The 16,838-nt window shown below is 50.5% G+C and carries 15 protein-coding genes; 4 read left to right on the top strand and 11 right to left on the bottom strand.

Annotated elements, in window-relative coordinates:
* Window positions 1-10 precede the first annotated feature (10 nt).
* Window positions 11-1,981, top strand: coding sequence for a M1 family metallopeptidase (locus ACEVG1_RS11610; protein ID WP_374743845.1), 1,971 nt, complete (start codon window positions 11-13; stop codon window positions 1,979-1,981).
* Window positions 1,982-2,005: 24 nt separating this feature from the next.
* Window positions 2,006-2,782 carry a hypothetical protein gene (locus ACEVG1_RS11615; RefSeq protein WP_374743846.1) on the top strand — a complete coding sequence of 259 codons (777 nt, stop codon included), beginning with the start codon at window positions 2,006-2,008 and terminating at the stop codon, window positions 2,780-2,782.
* 21 nt (window positions 2,783-2,803) lie between these two features.
* Here ACEVG1_RS11615 and ACEVG1_RS11620 read toward each other — a convergent pair whose 3' ends face one another.
* From ACEVG1_RS11620 to ACEVG1_RS11640, 5 genes are all read right to left on the bottom strand, one after another.
* Complete coding sequence (locus ACEVG1_RS11620) at window positions 2,804-3,913, bottom strand: SMP-30/gluconolactonase/LRE family protein (RefSeq protein WP_374743847.1); 1,110 nt, start codon at window positions 3,911-3,913, stop codon at window positions 2,804-2,806.
* Between the two features lies 1 nt (window position 3,914).
* Window positions 3,915-4,130 carry a dodecin family protein gene (locus ACEVG1_RS11625; RefSeq protein WP_374743848.1) on the bottom strand — a complete coding sequence of 72 codons (216 nt, stop codon included), beginning with the start codon at window positions 4,128-4,130 and terminating at the stop codon, window positions 3,915-3,917.
* Between the two features lie 76 nt (window positions 4,131-4,206).
* Window positions 4,207-4,563 (bottom strand): bleomycin resistance protein, encoded by a 357-nt coding sequence (locus ACEVG1_RS11630; RefSeq protein ID WP_374743849.1) that lies wholly within the window; start codon window positions 4,561-4,563, stop codon window positions 4,207-4,209.
* A 67-nt stretch (window positions 4,564-4,630) separates the two neighbouring features.
* Complete coding sequence (locus ACEVG1_RS11635; RefSeq protein ID WP_374743850.1) at window positions 4,631-6,505, bottom strand: ATP-binding protein; 1,875 nt, start codon at window positions 6,503-6,505, stop codon at window positions 4,631-4,633.
* A 3-nt stretch (window positions 6,506-6,508) separates the two neighbouring features.
* Window positions 6,509-7,210, bottom strand: a complete 702-nt coding sequence (locus ACEVG1_RS11640; protein ID WP_374743851.1) for a LytR/AlgR family response regulator transcription factor — start codon at window positions 7,208-7,210, stop codon at window positions 6,509-6,511.
* 163 nt (window positions 7,211-7,373) lie between these two features.
* Between ACEVG1_RS11640 and ACEVG1_RS11645 the strand changes: the two genes are divergently transcribed.
* Together ACEVG1_RS11645 and ACEVG1_RS11650 are read left to right on the top strand one after the other, a co-directional pair.
* Entirely contained in the window at window positions 7,374-8,045 is a 672-nt protein-coding gene (locus ACEVG1_RS11645) for a hypothetical protein (RefSeq protein WP_374743852.1), read from the top strand.
* Window positions 8,046-8,067: 22 nt separating this feature from the next.
* Complete coding sequence (locus tag ACEVG1_RS11650) at window positions 8,068-8,739, top strand: hypothetical protein (protein ID WP_374743853.1); 672 nt, start codon at window positions 8,068-8,070, stop codon at window positions 8,737-8,739.
* Window positions 8,740-9,300: 561 nt separating this feature from the next.
* Here the strand turns inward: ACEVG1_RS11650 and ACEVG1_RS11655 are convergent.
* From ACEVG1_RS11655 to ACEVG1_RS11680, 6 genes are read right to left on the bottom strand one after another with little or no spacing between them, the layout of a single operon-like run.
* Window positions 9,301-10,719, bottom strand: a complete 1,419-nt coding sequence (locus tag ACEVG1_RS11655) for a sulfatase (RefSeq protein WP_374743854.1) — start codon at window positions 10,717-10,719, stop codon at window positions 9,301-9,303.
* A gap of 27 nt (window positions 10,720-10,746) precedes the next feature.
* Window positions 10,747-11,595, bottom strand: a complete 849-nt coding sequence (locus ACEVG1_RS11660; protein ID WP_374743855.1) for an alpha/beta hydrolase fold domain-containing protein — start codon at window positions 11,593-11,595, stop codon at window positions 10,747-10,749.
* 3 nt (window positions 11,596-11,598) lie between these two features.
* Window positions 11,599-13,209: an arylsulfatase gene (locus ACEVG1_RS11665; RefSeq protein WP_374743856.1), complete on the bottom strand. Its 1,611-nt coding sequence runs from the start codon at window positions 13,207-13,209 to the stop codon at window positions 11,599-11,601.
* Window positions 13,210-13,226: 17 nt separating this feature from the next.
* On the bottom strand, window positions 13,227-14,015 hold the full coding sequence (locus ACEVG1_RS11670) for a DUF1080 domain-containing protein (protein ID WP_374743857.1): 789 nt from the start codon (window positions 14,013-14,015) through the stop codon (window positions 13,227-13,229).
* 12 nt (window positions 14,016-14,027) lie between these two features.
* Window positions 14,028-15,350, bottom strand: a complete 1,323-nt coding sequence (locus ACEVG1_RS11675) for a Gfo/Idh/MocA family protein (RefSeq protein ID WP_374743858.1) — start codon at window positions 15,348-15,350, stop codon at window positions 14,028-14,030.
* A gap of 29 nt (window positions 15,351-15,379) precedes the next feature.
* On the bottom strand, window positions 15,380-16,777 hold the full coding sequence (locus ACEVG1_RS11680; RefSeq protein ID WP_374743859.1) for a sulfatase: 1,398 nt from the start codon (window positions 16,775-16,777) through the stop codon (window positions 15,380-15,382).
* Window positions 16,778-16,838: the final 61 nt, after the last annotated feature.

Raw genomic sequence — 16,838 nt, forward strand, 5'->3', positions numbered from 1 at the left:
ACAGCACGATATGAATAAAACACGAATGGCTTGCATTGCCTGCGTAGCGATGCTAGCTGGATTTTCGCCCTCGGCGGGATGGGCACAAACCACTGGCAGTAATTACGATTACACCGAAGCATTTAATCCGTTTTTCTATACAAACAATGGTACGGAATACCGCTCTGCAAGTGGAATGCCAGGACCAAAATACTGGCAGAATGCCGTCGATTACAAAATCAGCGCCCGATTGAATGACCAAACCAATGAGATCACCGCTAGCGTAACCCTCGAATACACCAATAACAGCCCGGATGAATTGGATTTCATTTGGCTGCAACTGGACCAGAACATGTTTTCGCAAGAAGGGCGCGGCCACCTCATCGTTCCATTGACCAAGAGCCGCTACGGTGATGCACGTTCGGATTTCGACGGGGGGTACGACATCCAAGCTGTGAAATTCGGAAACGGTGCGGCTGCCGAGCACCTGATTACCGACACCCGCATGCAGGTTTTTTTGCCCGAACCGCTGCAAGCCAACGGGGGCAAAACGACGATAACGGTTGACTATTCTTATATCGTACCCACCCATGGTGCTGACCGAACCAGTGTGTTGGAGACCCAGAACGGCAAGATTTTCGCCGTTGCGCAGTGGTTTCCCCGTGTAGCTGTTTATGATGATATTCTGGGCTGGAACGTACAGCCTTATACCGGACCGGGCGAGTTTTACCTGGAGTTTGGCAACTACGAGGTGGAGATCACCGCGCCGGCCAACCACATCGTGGTGATGGGCGGTGAACTGCTGAACCCCAAGGACGTGTATACGGCGGCACAGGCACAACGGTTGGAGCAAGCCAAAAAAAGCGACGAAACGGTTGTTATCCGCTCGGCCGAAGAAGTGACCCAAGCCAGCTCGCGGCCACAGGGCCAAAAAGAGCTGACATGGAAATTCAAACTCCAAAACGCCCATGACGTGGCCTGGGCCTCGTCGCCCGCCTTTATCGTGGATGGTGCCAAAATAAACCTCCCCAATGGCCATACGTCGTTTGCCTTATCGGCTTATCCGATAGAAAGCAACGGTGGCAACGGATGGGAGCGCTCTACCGAATATACCAAAGCATCCATCGAGTTCTATTCAAACCTCTTGATGGAATACCCCTACCCCGTCGCGGTCAATGTAGCGGCCGAAATCGGTGGGATGGAATACCCGGCCATCGTTTTCTGCAGCTATAAAGCAAAAGGCCGTGGCCTGTGGGGTGTTACCGATCATGAGTTTGGGCACATCTGGTTCCCGATGATTGTGGGCAGTAACGAGCGGCTCCATGCGTGGATGGATGAAGGTTTCAACACCTTCATCAATGACCTATCTACGGAAGCCTTCAACAACGGGGAATATTATCGGGCAGCGGGCGATGCGAACCGACTGGCCCAGGTGCTGACGCGGCCCGACCTGGAACCCGTGATGAGTACGCCACAGAACATGCAAGAACGCAACATCGGTGTCTTGGCTTACTTCAAGCCCGGTTTCGGTCTTACCTTGCTCCGCAACGAGATACTCGGCCCCGAACGCTTCGACCGCGCTTTTAAAACCTACCTGCATCGCTGGGCATACAAGCATCCCACGCCCGACGATTTCTTCCGTACGATGGAAAACGTGGCCGGCGAGAACCTCAATTGGTTTTGGCGGGGTTGGTTTAAATACAATTGGCGGTTCGACCAGGGCATTGTGATGGTCACTACCGACGCTAGCGACCCGAATGACAAAGGGATGATTACCATCGAAAATTTCGAAAAGATGCCCATGCCCGTGGTCGTGGATATCACCACGGAAAGCGGCAAGGTCCATCGCGTAAGGCTACCGGTGGAAATATGGGAACGCAACCATACATGGACGTTCAAAGCACCTACAGACGAAAAGATCGTGACGATACAACTGGACCCCGATAAAGTCTATCCAGACCACAATCCGGATAATAACCGTTGGGACATTACCGAACAATAGTACAGTATATCCGTTGATTAGTATATGCAGTGTGTAAGATTGACATCGGCCGTAGAAGTAAAGCTGGCTATCCGGGCACTGCATATCCTATTTTTTCTTTGGGCATTTTCCACACCCGCCGCGGCACAGGAAACCACCCTTAACGGATACGTGCTTGAGCTGGGCAGCGGTGAGCCGCTACGCTTTGTGGAAATCAAGAACCTAAATACGGGCGCATCGGCTGAAAGCCTTGAAGATGGCTCCTTCCGTATTGCTGCCGATAAAAACGAGCGCCTCCAATTTGAATATCCCGGTTACCGTACCGACACCTTGGTAGTTATAGAGTTTGGCGTAAAACGGGTTTACCTCACGCCCGATGGAAGCACCATCCAGTTGGACGAGGTGCAGATACAAGCCATGACCGATAGCCGCTTGGAAGCCGAAATAAAACGGGCGAAAGCGGAGGGGGCATTTACCGAAGTGTCGCAGCAGCGTGGTGGCATTCGCATATCGCCCTCGCGGTGGTTTGCCAAAGACGGGCGGCAAGCGCGGCAACGCTACCAGTTACTGCTCGCCGAACGGGAGCGCCGGCAAATCGATGCCCGCTTTACTCCCAGTGCCATCACTGCCATTACCCCGCTTAAAGGCGCGGATCTGGAGCTGTACATGACCAAGTACAGGCCTTCCGTGGAGTTTCTTTCCACTGCCGACGAATCCGATCTTCAGCTCTACATCATGGATACCTATGCTGCGTTCAAGGCGTTGACGCCTGAGGAACGGGCTGCAATCAAGGCCCCCACACAGCAGGAGAAAAACGATTGACAAAGCGGGTCCGTATGCGTATTATTCGGCGGGAAGCTTAACCTTGAACGCCCGATATGGATATTCGGTTTTATCGATTCCGTTGTTCCATTGCGGCAAGCGCTGCAATTGAGCACAGGTCACATACAGGTATCCATCCGACCCGATCCCAAAAGAATCGGGCCAAAGCAAACGGGGGTCCTGCACCAGCTGGTGCAACTCCCCATCCGGGGCCAGGTACGATATGGAATAATTTTCGGAAGTGGTAAGGTAAACATTCCCCTGTTTGTCGGCTATCAGACCATGTGTAACCCCAACCAAACCCATGTCTTCCACCGTGGCAGACAGCTCAGCCGCGGAAAGCGTTGTATCGGCGAGGTATCGGGTTTGTATCCTGAACAGGTTATCATGGTTGATAGGCTTGAAATAGAAATATTGGAAGTCATGCGTCAACGCAATGCCGTTGACGTGGGAGGAAAACGGCTTTCCGTCCTTACTGCGCATTTCAATATCGTCGTAGCAGAGTGCGCGGTCGGCTGCCGTGGTATACGGACTGTGTTGCAGCACCGTCCGCGTACTGCCCGTCACCAGATCCAGCACAACGATGGCCGCCCGCCCGGGATCGGACAAGTACGCCAGTTTTTTTTCCACATCTACCCGCACGTCATTCAGCGCCGACTTGGATTTATCCAAATCGTCAAACAGATACACGTTTTCTACCTTATCGGAGCGCGTATCGATTTTTACCAGTTTGAATTGACCGGAAGCAGCTTCGCCATCACTGAATATATTGCCCCCAGGCCCGGGTTTAGAATCGAGCACCCAAAGCTTGTCCTCCGCGTCGACGAATAGATCCTGAACCCGCAGAAAATGTGCTCCATATGGACCATCGGTATTCCATACGCTATCGGGATAGGCAGATAACTCACCGCCTTCCAATACGGCGAGGGAGAGGTGACCTTCGCCATTCGCATTGGGAAATGAGACGAAAACGCGGTTTTCAGTATTCACACTCAGCCCGATAGCCATACGATTGCCAAACTCGGCAACGGGAACCAATTCGGCCGCGCCGGTTGTGGCGGACCGCTCCGAACAAGCCGTCGCCAATACCAATAAAAGTATCGATTGTTTTGCTTTGGATGTTGTGATCATCTTATATATTACCGCCCCGTTCTACCCGGAACGATACTTTGCAAATTGCGCCATAGGAGGTGACTTCTCCGTCTTTGACATGTACTTTAAAATCTTTCACGTATACCGAGTCGATATTGGAAACGGTAGCCGACACTTCTTTCACCGCGTTGCGGATAGCATCATCAAAACTGTTGTTGGACGAGGCGATCACCTCGATTACTTTTACAATAGCCATAACCAAATTATTTAATGTTTATGCCAAGTAAACATATCGAGGTACAATTTGTTTGCGGCCAAGCCGGGTATAGCTGCTATACGCTTTGCCCGAAGGTCAATAAGTTATTGTCCGGATCAAGCAAGTGGAACTCCCGTTGCCCCCACGGCCGCGTTTGCAATGCCCCATTTGGATGGATGGCCACACCATTGTCGACCATCGACCGGTATAGGCCGTCCACGTCATCCGTCCGTATATACACCTGGCCGTAATTTTCCTTCGGATCAAGCTCAGTGAACAAAAAGAAATGGAGTTCGATATTTTCCTTCTTCACCAATAGATAGTCGTCGTATTCGGCATTGCCCACCGGGACGAATCCCAATTTGTTTATGTAATATTCCCGTGTCGCAGCTTTATCGCGCATGGGTAACTTCGGGTGTATGGAGGTAAGCATGGTTTCCTAAATTTGCTAATGCAGGTAAAGGTACAGAAAAATGGTTTAAAGCCGTCGCCTACAAAAGTCATGTCATCGCCAGGGTAAACGTCGTCCCATTGTTTTTCCCCGTATCTAAAACCACGCTGCACTGTATCGCCTCCGCAAGATCCCGGATTATGTGAAGTCCCAATCCATATTTCGTTCCCACTGCCGCTTTCTTATTGTACAACGCATCTACCTGCTCGCGTGACACGCCCGGACCATTGTCTGTAATACTAATCAGTACTTTTCCGCCCCGTTTTACAGCGCGCCATTCCACCCGCGGGTTAGGCGCATTTCTGAGGGCTTTCAACGCATTTACCATTAAATTATATAGGATTGTTTTCAGGTAGTCCTCATCGGTACTGACGGAAATATCATCGGGATTTTCGTAGGATACAGTTACAATCGAATCAATGGGAATGTTGTCCTTCAGGTATTCAAAAAGCGTACTTAGCTGCACCATCTTTTTTTGTGAAGCAAACCGATCCATCTGGCTCTTGCTCCATAATAGAACGGTCTCCATCGTTTCCAAGAGATTTTCTGCAGAATCGGTAAGTTTTTGCTGCCGTAACTTTGTGCCGTTTTCGTCGAGCAAATCCGGCGCCTCTTTTTGCAGGCGGAGAAAGTGAATAAGGTTGGCTACCGGACCACGGAGGTCATGGCTTAAGATGCCGAAAAACCTTGTTTTTATCTTATTGGCTTCGTCCAGTTCATTATTAAGGGCAAGCAATGTCGCATTGGTCCTGCGGCGGTGCACATTTTGGTAAAGCAATAATCCCCCGATAACAAACAGCAGCACCGCCCCGCCGATCAACGCAAGCCGGGTCCGCCGGGCATTATCCAATTCCAGCTCATTTACTGCCAGTTGTTTATCCCGCCGGTCAATTTCGCGCTGGCTTTCTAGCGCCGCTATCCTGTTTTTATTTTCCTGGGAGAAAAGCGAATCGGTTTTTGCAAAGTTCATTTCAGCATATTTCAGGGCTTCCTCAAACTCGCCTTTTGCTTTCTTTATTTTTGAAAGTACACCGTAGGAATAAAAAAGATTTTGGAGACTACCCGTTGCTTCGGCTACTTCCATAGCTTCCCGAATGTAGCGCTCTGCTTTCTTTAGAAGCGCAGCCCTGCTTTCATTGATGTTCAAGCTGTTTCTTATGCGATCGTTCAGGGCAAAGAGCAGCTGTTCTTCCGCTAAGGCAATCCTGTTTGAAACAGCTACGCTGTAATGGGGCGAAACACGATCAAAAATAGCCAGCGCTTTTTGGTGATACTTCAGTCGATCGCTATGATTGCCTGAAACTTCCCCCAGGTTGTGATAGCTCACCGCTAGGTGCAGCGAATCTTGTACTTCGGCATACACGGCGATGGCTTTTTTGAGCAATTCTTGTTTTTTCAAGGTATCTTTTTCAATAAAAGAAGCGTTGGTATAATAAAGGCCTTCCTGTGGCCTCAGGTTTTCTTTCCGGGCAATGGGCCACACCTTTTCGTTATATACACGCGCCATCGAATCGTTGCCCTGATGGGCATAGAGCTGGGCAATATTGGATAAGGTCAATATGCGTACAGTGGGAAGATCGCCGGAATGGTCCAGCGATTTTTGGTAATATTCCAATGCCTTGTCGTAGATGCTTCGATCATTGTAATTGGTTCCCATATCGTTGTAATATATGGCGTAGCCCCTAGTCCAGTTCATTTTTTTGACAACGGCCAGCCCGGAGTCGAGGTACTCGAAAGACTGTGCTGGATCCAATCTCGTTGCCATTGCTAGCTGTATATACATCCGGGCTTTGGTGGAATCATTGCCGGCCGTACTCAGCATATTTTTAAGGGAATCGACATATTCCTGGTCGGTTTGGGCGCAAACTGACATTACCGAAAGCATCAGCTGGAGGAAGAACGATATAAAGGTTCTAACCTCCATAAGCTACCGTGTTAAGTTTCGGACGGCTTCTTTATAGCTACGCCCAATGGGAATTGATATTCCGTCTATAAGCAATTCTGACGAACTCATTTTTTCGATAAAATGCGGCTGTACGGCGTAGCTGCGATGAACGCGCAGAAAGCCTGCGAAGGAAGCTGTCTTTAAAAGGTTGCCCAATGAAGCGAGTACATGATACCGCTTTATTTTGGTAACCACTAGGGTGTAGTCTTTCAGCGCCTCCAGGTATAAAATATCGCTGCTTCGGACTTTTACCTGCTGATGTCCGTCTTTGATAAAAAGCGTGTCGCCATGGAGACTGTGATCCAGTAACCCCGATTTTCGGTGCATTTGAAGGTATTCCTCCAGGCGCTGCATGGATGCAGCAAAGCGTTCTGTTTCTAAGGGCTTTACCAGAAAATCCAGTGCTGCCAGCTCAAAGCTCTCTACGGCATAATCTGGGTAAGACGTAATAAAAATACAGGCCTCCGCATCGATCAGTTCTTTACGGAACTGCAAGCCGCTGATGGCTCCCATATCGATATCCAACAGCAATACCTGCGGCCGGGTCTCTTCTATTTCCGCTAGAGCCGCAGCGGGAGAATCGTACATACCAACGATATCAAGAAAGGCATATTTCCTCGCAAAGGCACATACAGTAAGCCTGTCTATCTCATCGTCATCGATAATAATACAGCGGTATGCCACGGAAAACGACAATTTAACTAAATCAAAACTAAACAAAATTAACGTCGTACACAAACCTTCCTTCGTCTATTTAAAACGTCGTTCGTCTATTCTAGGTTGTGCAGGTTGAGGGTTCTGCAAACCTTTGTAGCAGATTTATTTGGTTACATAAAGCCCGCTTACCATGAAAACGAAAATTTTAACATCCAGCCTAATCGCCCTGTTTATACTACTGGGCACGGCAGCCCTAACCTCGTGCAGCAAAGACAACTCCCCCCTACTCGAAGGTGCCTTTGACATCAATAGCCCTGAAGGGTATTTTCTGTGCGTAAAAGCCTCCGGTGACAACGGGTTCGATCGGAGGATATTGCTATATGAATTTGAGCCAGGGAAAATGGTTAAGTTCTATCACGCATATGGCGATGATATTCTCCCATACACGTTAGTTGACGACAATACTATTGTTGTAGGAGATAATCGATTTGTTTTTGATGGAAACCTTATAACAAGTAATAGGGAAGATTTCAAAGAGATGATTTTAATCGAAGCGCCGGAAAGCAACCAGCTGGCCGGCAAAACCTACGCGGGCACTTACCATAGCGGCGATGGGTCGGTGCTTCACCAAAATTTCTTCTACCGTTTTGCCAGCGGCGGAAACACGGTAGATGCGGGCTTCAAAGTGGGGACCGCAGCAGTGCGCACCGAAAGCTATACACCCATCGGCAACTTTGCCGCGTTGGTATATCTGGATGGCACCAGCGATAACGAATTTATGGTGCTCGTAAACGGTAAGCTGGAAGTGAATTATAAATCAGGAGGCCCTCAATTACATTACGGCACGTTTGCACAGCAATAAAAATCATTAAAAAAACAGAAAAATGAAAACGGCGAAACTATTAACATTTAGTCTGCTTGCTCTAATTATGCTGGGTATGGCGGCACTGATATCTTGCGGTAAAGATGATGATGTACAACCCGAGGAAACCCTTGATATCCGCAACCCTGAGGGATATTTCCTGTATGTAAGGCAATCGAATCATGATGGTTCCTATCGCAGTACATTTCTGTTTGAATTTGCGGCCGGAAAAATGGTTGAAATTCACTTACCAAATGGTGTTGACAGTTCCCCTTACACAGTAATTGACGATCAAACGATTGATATAGGCGGAGGTATCAGATTTGTTTTTAATAACAACTTGATAACGAGCAATCGAGAAGATTTCCAAGAGATTGTTTTAATCAAAGCACAGGAGAAGGACCAATTGGCCGGTAAAACCTTTTCCGGCACCTACTATCATGCGGATATGTCGGTGCTTCACGATAATTTTTTCTACAGCTTTGCCGCCGGAGGGAACACGGTAGATGTGGGGTTAAACGTGGGTACCACCCTGCGAACCGAAAGCTATACGTCTATCGGCAATTTTGCCGCACGGGCAGAATTGGACAATGGCGATATCGAGTTTTTGGTGCTTGTAAACGGTAAGCTGGAGGTAAACTATAAGGCACAGGGTGTTGCGGGGAATCATTACGGCACATTTACACGGCAATAACGTAACCAGTTTATGAACCTAATAAAAATAGGCAATCGCGTAACTATGCTAATAGCCGTTCTATGTTTGCTCATCGGAGGGATATTATTGATACTAGCGATGTGGTTATGAACAAGTTTTTGATATCGTCTTGTGTATCCCACTGCCCCGCACTCGGGGAGCCACAGCCATCTGCAGAGGGGGGGCTACAACGAAAAATCGCTTGGCGGCTCCTGTAAATGAAAAAACCCCTGCTTTCGCAGAGGCGTTTTTCGTTGTGCGGAAGATGAGGTTCCCTTAGAACTTTTGGAGGGGATTTTGCAGGTTGCGGAGGAGATTATAAGATATTCCGAAGTGCAGAACACTCCGGAAGGTTGAATGTTTTGCATCGTTGCTTAATTGCTAACATCAGCACGAGCAGCTTGGCTCGCCCTTGCAGATTGGCTGCATAGGCTCGTAGGCGTCTCACTTGCCTGATCCACGCATGCAATAGAGTTTCCATGTAATGGAGCCTAATAAGCGGACCTCAAACATTCTGGTCTACAATTTATTAGGGACTGTCCGGTTGACATGCTCTTGCAATTACCGAAAGGAACCCCCGTCCTCCAATTTTGTATACCAATCCGGCCCCGCGGCCACCACGTCCTGAAAGTTTGCTATCATCTGCTGTTTCATGGTATTGGCGATAGCGGGGTGATGATGAGCAACGTCGACGGATTGCATGGGGTCCTCCTTTAGGTTATACAGCTCAAAACGTCCCAGATGCGTCTTTCTTATGTAATCAAGATATGGCTTCCGGAATGCTGAAGGCCCCTCAGGATGTTGTCCATCAAGATAGCCAATGAGTGTCCAATCTCCGTCACGGAGCGCGGCCATGGAGTTGAAATGATGAAAGGTGAAGACCGGTCGCCCCCGTTCAAACGGCTGACCCTTTATAAGCGGTAGGAGGCTTACGCCATCTTTGGCAAGAGTCGTAGCCTGTTCATTACCCGACAACTCGCAGAATGTCGCAAAAAAATCCACCAAACCACACGCACTTGCTACTTTCTTTCCATGTTTTATCTGTCCATCCCAATAAAAAATAGCGGGCACCCGTATCCCCCCTTCCCATACGTCTCCCTTCTTGCCCCGCAGTCCTCCGTTCGATTCATGGTACCTGCTTCCATTATCGGATGTGAATACAATTAATGTCTCCTTGCTAAGGCCCATTTCCCGAAGCTTTTCCATCACACGGCCGATTGCGTTATCCATATTTTCAATGCACCCGTAGTAGTCGGCGTGTTTTTCATCCAGCCCATTTTGTAGGTGCCGTTCGCGGTATGCTGCCGGTGCTTTCACGACCTCATGCGGTTCGGTAAACCATAGCTGGAGATAGAACGGGGCATCGTCCGACCGATGTTCCTCCAACCAGGTGATGGCTCGGTCTGCGGCCAATTGACATGAAAAACCTTTTTGCTTGCCCAGCGGCTTACCGTTCAGTACAAAACTGACCGGGTCTCTCTGGGAGGGTACGGCATTATTTGCGCAGGCATACCAATAGTCAAAACCATAGCGATCGAGCGGTGGATCCAATACCGACGGATCTTTCATGTCCCACGTACTGAGATGCCACTTTCCGAAATGGGCCGTTTGATAGCCGCTTTTCTTCAGCACTTCGGCGATTGTCACTTCCTCTTCAGGGAGGTGCATGGGATTCCTTGGCGGAATCCAGCTGTACACACCCACGCGATTATGGTTGCGACCGGTCATCAGCGCAGCCCTGGAAGGAGAGCAAACGGTCGATCCGGCATAAAAATTTGTTAGCCTCAAGCCCTTCCGGGCCAATCCATCCAGTACCGGCGTGTTCACATATTCACTTCCGAAACACCCCAAGTCGCCATAGCCCAGGTCGTCCGCCAAGATCACAATGATATTCGGTTTCTCGGTTTTCGGTATAGTGCCCGCCACTAATGTCAGGGATAACATAAACACCCCGCATAGCGATAAGATAATTCTCCGCATAAGATCTATTCAATTAATGAGTTTCATTTAGTTAACGATATACCCCAGATCGGTCAAAAATTCCTCCGCTGCCAACAAGGTTTCCCTGAAATAACGCAAGCCTTTTTGCGGCCGATAATTAAAAAAGCCATGTTCCTGTCCTTCGTACAATATCAGATCACAACGGCCACCCACTTCCTGCATGTTTTGTTGATACTGTTTAGCCATCGCTACAGGAATCAGTTTATCCTTCGTACCCAACAAAACCACGGTCGGCGCGGCACCCTGCCGGATGTTGTGGAACGGCGAAATTTCCCGATACCGATTCTTCAACCGGTCATAGCCATAGTTGCCCGGTCCGTTGTTGAATACCGGATTGAACAGTACCAGCGCATTGGGTCTCGGATTCACCGATAGGTCGTCGGTTTCTTCGTCGATCGCCGTGAGGTCTGCCGAGGCCGCGACATGGCCTCCCGCAGAGCCACCCCCAGCTGCCAATCTTCCGGTATCGATTCCCAGGTGCTCGGCATTTTTCCGTAGGTAACGAATTGCCGACCGCCCATCTTTCACCGACTCGAACGGTGTGGTGCCATGCTTCTTTCCTATCCGGTATTCAGCGGTTGCCGCAATCATGCCTTTGGATGCCAGGTATTCCGCCTGCGGCTTGAACTGGTCGATGTTACCAGTCATCCATCCGCCACCAAAGAAGAAAACAATCGCGGGGTACCGTTTTCCGGAGCTGTAATCCGCGGGATAATACAATTTCATCTTCAGCCGTACGGTATCAACCTGTTTATAGGTCACTTCTTGCACGGCTATCTGACCACGCAGGGTTGTGGAAACCGTTATGGCCAACAGCCCTAACGCTAACTTAAAAAGATGTTTCATATACTTCATTTCTCAATTATTTCTCCGCCTACGGTATTTCCGCGCTTCCTTCCAAGGCATGACCTCCGAACGTTCTGCCCATTGCACATACAGCTTATCCAATTCCGTCACCTTATCCGGAAAAGCTGCACTCAGATCCGTGGTTTCGCTCCGATCCTCCTGCAGGTTGTAGAGCGCCCATTTTTCATCCGGAAAGGTTGAAACCAGTTTCCAGTCGCCCTTACGTACCGCCCGGAATCCCAGATGCTCCCAATACAATGCTTCATGCACTGTCCGGTCATCTCCTTCGAGCACGGGTACGAGGCTCTTCCCATCCATTGGTTTTAACGCTTTTCCCCGGTAAGTTTCCGGGCGATTAACGCCGGTATACGCCATCAGGGTGGGCACCACATCGATAATATGCGCCGGAGCATGTCTCCAGGAATTTGCTGTCACCGCCTCGGGATATCGGATGATGAATGGCGTCGCGATCCCACCCTCGTGCATCCAATGCTTAAAGTACCGGAATGGTGTATTGCTGGCGTTTGCCCAGTTAGCCTCGTAACTGATGAACGATCCCGGACCACCCGGATCCGAACCGGGCTGATTTTTTCCAAACTGTTCAGCTAGCTCCATGCATCCTCCGTTGTCACTGAGAAAAATAACAATTGTGTTTTCGGATATTCCTTTTTTATCGAGCACATCAAGCACCGAACCGATCCCCTGATCCATTCGATCCACCATTGCCGCGTAAACCGCCATCTTGCGGGCCCACGCCGACTGTTCCTCCCCGGTAAGCGAATCCCATGCGGGTACCGTTTCATCCCGATCTGTTAGGCGGGTACCTTGGTCGATGATGCCGAGCTGTTGCATCCGCTTATACCTATTCAAACGTATAGAATCCCAACCTACCCGGTAGGTGTCACTGTATCGTTCGATATCTTCCGCGGGTGCTTGCAATGGCCAGTGAGGCGCCGTATAGGCTAAATAAAGCAGGAAAGGGGTTTCCGGGTCGGATGCGACATGGTCTCCAATGAAGTCTACCGCCTGTTCGCTGATGGCATCCGTCATGTAGAAACCGGAATCAGGCGGTATGTACTGCTCGCGGTTGCGCACCATTTTAATTTTTTTGTAATCGCCTTTGTAAGGATCGAAATAGTCCGCGGCACCTCCAATCACGCAGAACGACTCGTCAAATCCCCGGTTGGCCGGCCAGGAGGCTTCTGCATCGCCGACATGCCATTTGCCCGACAGGTAAGTCTTGTAACCGCCTGACTGGAACACTTCCCCCATCGTCATGCTCTCATCGTTGATATACCCCTGATACGCTGGGAGCTCGATGCCGGTGCCCGTCATTCCGCCCATGCCGGCCCGGTGATGGTACATGCCTGTAAGCAGTGCAGCCCGGGTTGGGCAACACCGGGCGGCGTTGTAAAATTGCGTGAAACGGATGCCTTCGCTAGCCAGCCGATCAATATGGGGGGTGTGAATTTCCGAACCATAACTGCCGATGTCCGAGTACCCCATATCATCCGCGAGTATCACAATGACGTTTGGCTTCTCGGATTTTTTGTCATGACGTGTATTGTCGGCCGCTAATGCGATGGTGCTGATCCCCAAGAATGTTACGAATATGCGCTTCATCTTTTCCTGTATATAACCTACAACTCCCTGACCCAGATGTTCCGGAAGCTAATCGCTTCACTGGGATCTCCGTGGTCTTGAAGACGGATGGGACCGTCGCCGTGCGGTTCTACGTTGGGAAAACCCGTATAAACCGTCGTCCCGTTTATCCGCGTATGGTACTGCACCACCAAGCCGTTGTGGATCACTGTTACGTACGGATAGGTACGGTACGTACCGTCTTCCCTGAATGTCGGTGCCGTATAAATAATGTCGTACACATTCCACTCACCTGGCCGGCGCATCGCGTTAATCCGTGGTGCCGTCTGCTTGTACACGCTGCCGGCCTGTCCGTTGGCATACGTCTTGTTAAGATAGTTATCCAACACCTGCACCTCGTATTTCCCTTGCAGAATCACGCCGCTGTTGCCCCGCGCCTGGCTGCTGCCAGTGATCGTTTCAGGCACCTTCCATTCCAGGTGAAGCTGGAAATCCCGATAGTGTTTTTTGGTTTCAATGCTTCCAGTCCCCTTATTAACCGTCAATACGCCGTTGGAAACATGCCACCGGGCTTCTTCCGTTTTTACGCCCCTCCATTGGGAAAGGTCTTTCCCATCAAACAACACATCGGCATCGGAAGGAGCGGGAATGGGTTCTTCGCACGGTACCGCACCCGGTGTTACCACGGGCGGCTGCGGAAGCCAAAACTCCGACATGTCGGGTTTCATCGTGCCCGGTTTGGGAAATTCACCCTGCGCGAGGAGGGTTTGCGGAATGGCAAAACTAAAAAGCAAGAAAAAAACAGGTATCAATTTTTTGGTATTCATCACGGTCTCAAATTAAAGGGTTGGAAATACATACGGTTGCCGATAGTCGGGTTTGATCAGTTTATCGGCTTCTGGGTTGTTGAATGTCTGCTGGACGCTATCATAAGACAATACAGCCCCCGTACGGTACGCAAGGTTACCCAGATGGGCTGTAACGGCGGCGGTATGGCCTATTTCGATGGAGCATTCCGGTTGTTTCCGGCTTCTGACAGCATCGAGGAAATGACGGACATGCGGCTGGTGGACATTTTGCTGATTCGCTTGCAACGGGATGGCCGCTGTTAGCGGCTCATTATTTTTCCGCTCGGGCACCAATTCCCACGATTCCCGATTGGCGATGATGGTACCTTTTGTACCGACAAATGAAACCCCGTAATTCCGATTCCAGGGTCCGGATTCCAGTCCACAGTTATGCTCCCAGCTCAGCAACCAGTCGCCGTAGTTAAACGTCACGTTTAAGGTATCCGGAGTTTGGATCTCATGGTCCGGAAACCGCAGAATACCGCCCGATGCCACCACGGTTTGCGGAAATTGGCCGGTATCCCCTTTGGCCCACAGGGCCATATCAAGCAGATGCACGCCCCAATCCGTCGCCAAACCGCCCCCATACGCCCAGTTCATCCGCCAAAATCCATGGAAACGATTGGCGTTGAACGGCCGTTCGGAAGCCGGACCGAGCCATCGGTCGTAATCCACGCCCGGTGGCGGACTGCTATTGGCCACACGTGGCCTTCCGGCACCGTATTTGAAATTTCCCCAGCAATTGATCCGCTTCACTTCCCCTACCGTCCCTGATTTGATCAGTTCCATTATTTTCAACCATTCGGCTCCCGAACGCTGCTGCTGCCCTACGGCAACAATCCGTCCGTATTTTTTTGCCGCTTGCAGCATGACATCACATTCCGCAATGCTGTTGGCCAGCGGCTTTTCTACATAGATATCTTTTCCCGCTTTGCAGGCGTCCACAAACGGCAGGCAATGCCAGTGGTCGGGCGTGGCGATGATGACCACATCGACTTCCTTCAGCTCCATCATCTTGCGGTAATCAACAAAAACAGCCGGCTTTTTCCCCGATTTTGCTGCGAGCTCATTCGCCCGTTCTTCCAGGATATTGCTATCCACATCGCACAACGCCACACATTCCACTTCGTTGTTCCTAATGAAATCCATCAGGTTGGTCCAACCCATCGAACGGCAGCCGATCAAGCCCACCTGAATCTTATCATTGGCGGAAACCCCGGCAGGCGTATCCATGTACGCGTGTACCCGGGACATCCCCCATGTCAATCCAAGACCGGCCACCGTACTTATTTTACCGAAATCTCTGCGTGTCATCGTTCCATTTTATTTAGTATTGAGTGTCTTCACCACTCGAAAGGCACCGTTTCTGTTTCATCCAGTGGTGGATAGTTATACCGTTTTACGTATTCGAGCCCCGGTCGGAATTCATCACCGGTTGCCGCCAATCGTGCTTGCAATAGCCGGTCGAACGATGTTGCCAATGCCTGATAATTCGGATCTTCCAACAGGTTGTGCTGTTGATAGGGATCGGTCTGGTTGTCGAAAAACAGCCAGGGACCTTCCAGATCGCGCACATAGGTATAGTGGGTGGTCCGGATTCCGCGGAACTCCCGGCCTCCTCGGTCGCGCGACCACTGCCCATAAGGCTGTACACAAGTGATGAGTTTCACCGTATCGGGGGCCAACGTTGTCTTCCCCAACAGATAAGCTGAATAATCGTGTCCATCCACCGGTTCGGGAATATCGAGGTCACACAGCCCCAGCAATGTAGGCATCACGTCCGAAACGCCAATCGGTGCCTCCCGGCTACCCGCTCCCACGCCGTTAGCATCGGGCAATTTAAAGATCATCGGAATCCGGATCGACTCGTCATAAGGCTGTTGTTTATTCGCTTCGCCATGGGACCCTAGCAGGTCGCCATGATCCGAAAGGAAAAGCACCAGGGTATTGCTATCCAGTCCGCCGTCCTTGAGATACGTCATCAGCTTGCCGATCTGGCTATCCATCGCCGTGCAATGCGCATAGTAGCCTGCATGCCACCGCCTTGCCTGATCCTGCCGGGATTCGGGTACATTGGGACGCAGTTGGATATCCTGCGCGCTATATAACCGCTTGTACTCCTCCGGGGCCGTATGGTAGGGATCATGCGGTGGGCCCCATGAAAGAAACAGGAAGAAAGGTTGTTCTTCTCCCGTGCGACCATCCATATACCGGATGGCATCGTCCGTCTGAGCGAACACATCATATCCCTCCCAGAGCAGCGTATCGGGCGCGTCTGCGTAATACAACGAATGGTTGTAATCGTGGGTGCATTCGAGTACCTTCCAGTAATCGAAGCCCTGCCGCCTGCCACCCGGTGGGATGAATGCGCTCCGTCCGCTGCCGTCGATGTGCCATTTGCCGATGCAGGCCGTGGCGTATCCCGCGTTGCGGAAAACTTCCGCTATCGAAACCGCATTCGTGTCAAGCTGCACGTCATTCATAAATACCCCATTGCGCAGGGGAAGCTGCCCGGTTATAAACGAAGCACGTGAAGGCGTGCAAACCGGGATTTCGGCGACTGCGTTCGTAAAGTCAATGCCTTGCGTTGCCAACGCATCAAGATAAGGGGTCTGCACGTTCGGGTCGCCGTGGTGGCCAATGGCTTGGGTGCGCCATTGGTCGGCCATCACCACCAACACGTTCGGACGTCGGGATTGGTCAGACTTTTGCTGTGCACAAGCTGTTAACGTACATGCCATAAACCCGCATGCTATTAGCTGTGTACTGATGTTTTTTACTTGCATGTTCCTAAAATTATTT

Source organism: Parapedobacter sp. 2B3, assembly GCF_041925275.1.
Classification (GTDB): Bacteria; Bacteroidota; Bacteroidia; order Sphingobacteriales; family Sphingobacteriaceae; genus Parapedobacter; species Parapedobacter pyrenivorans_A.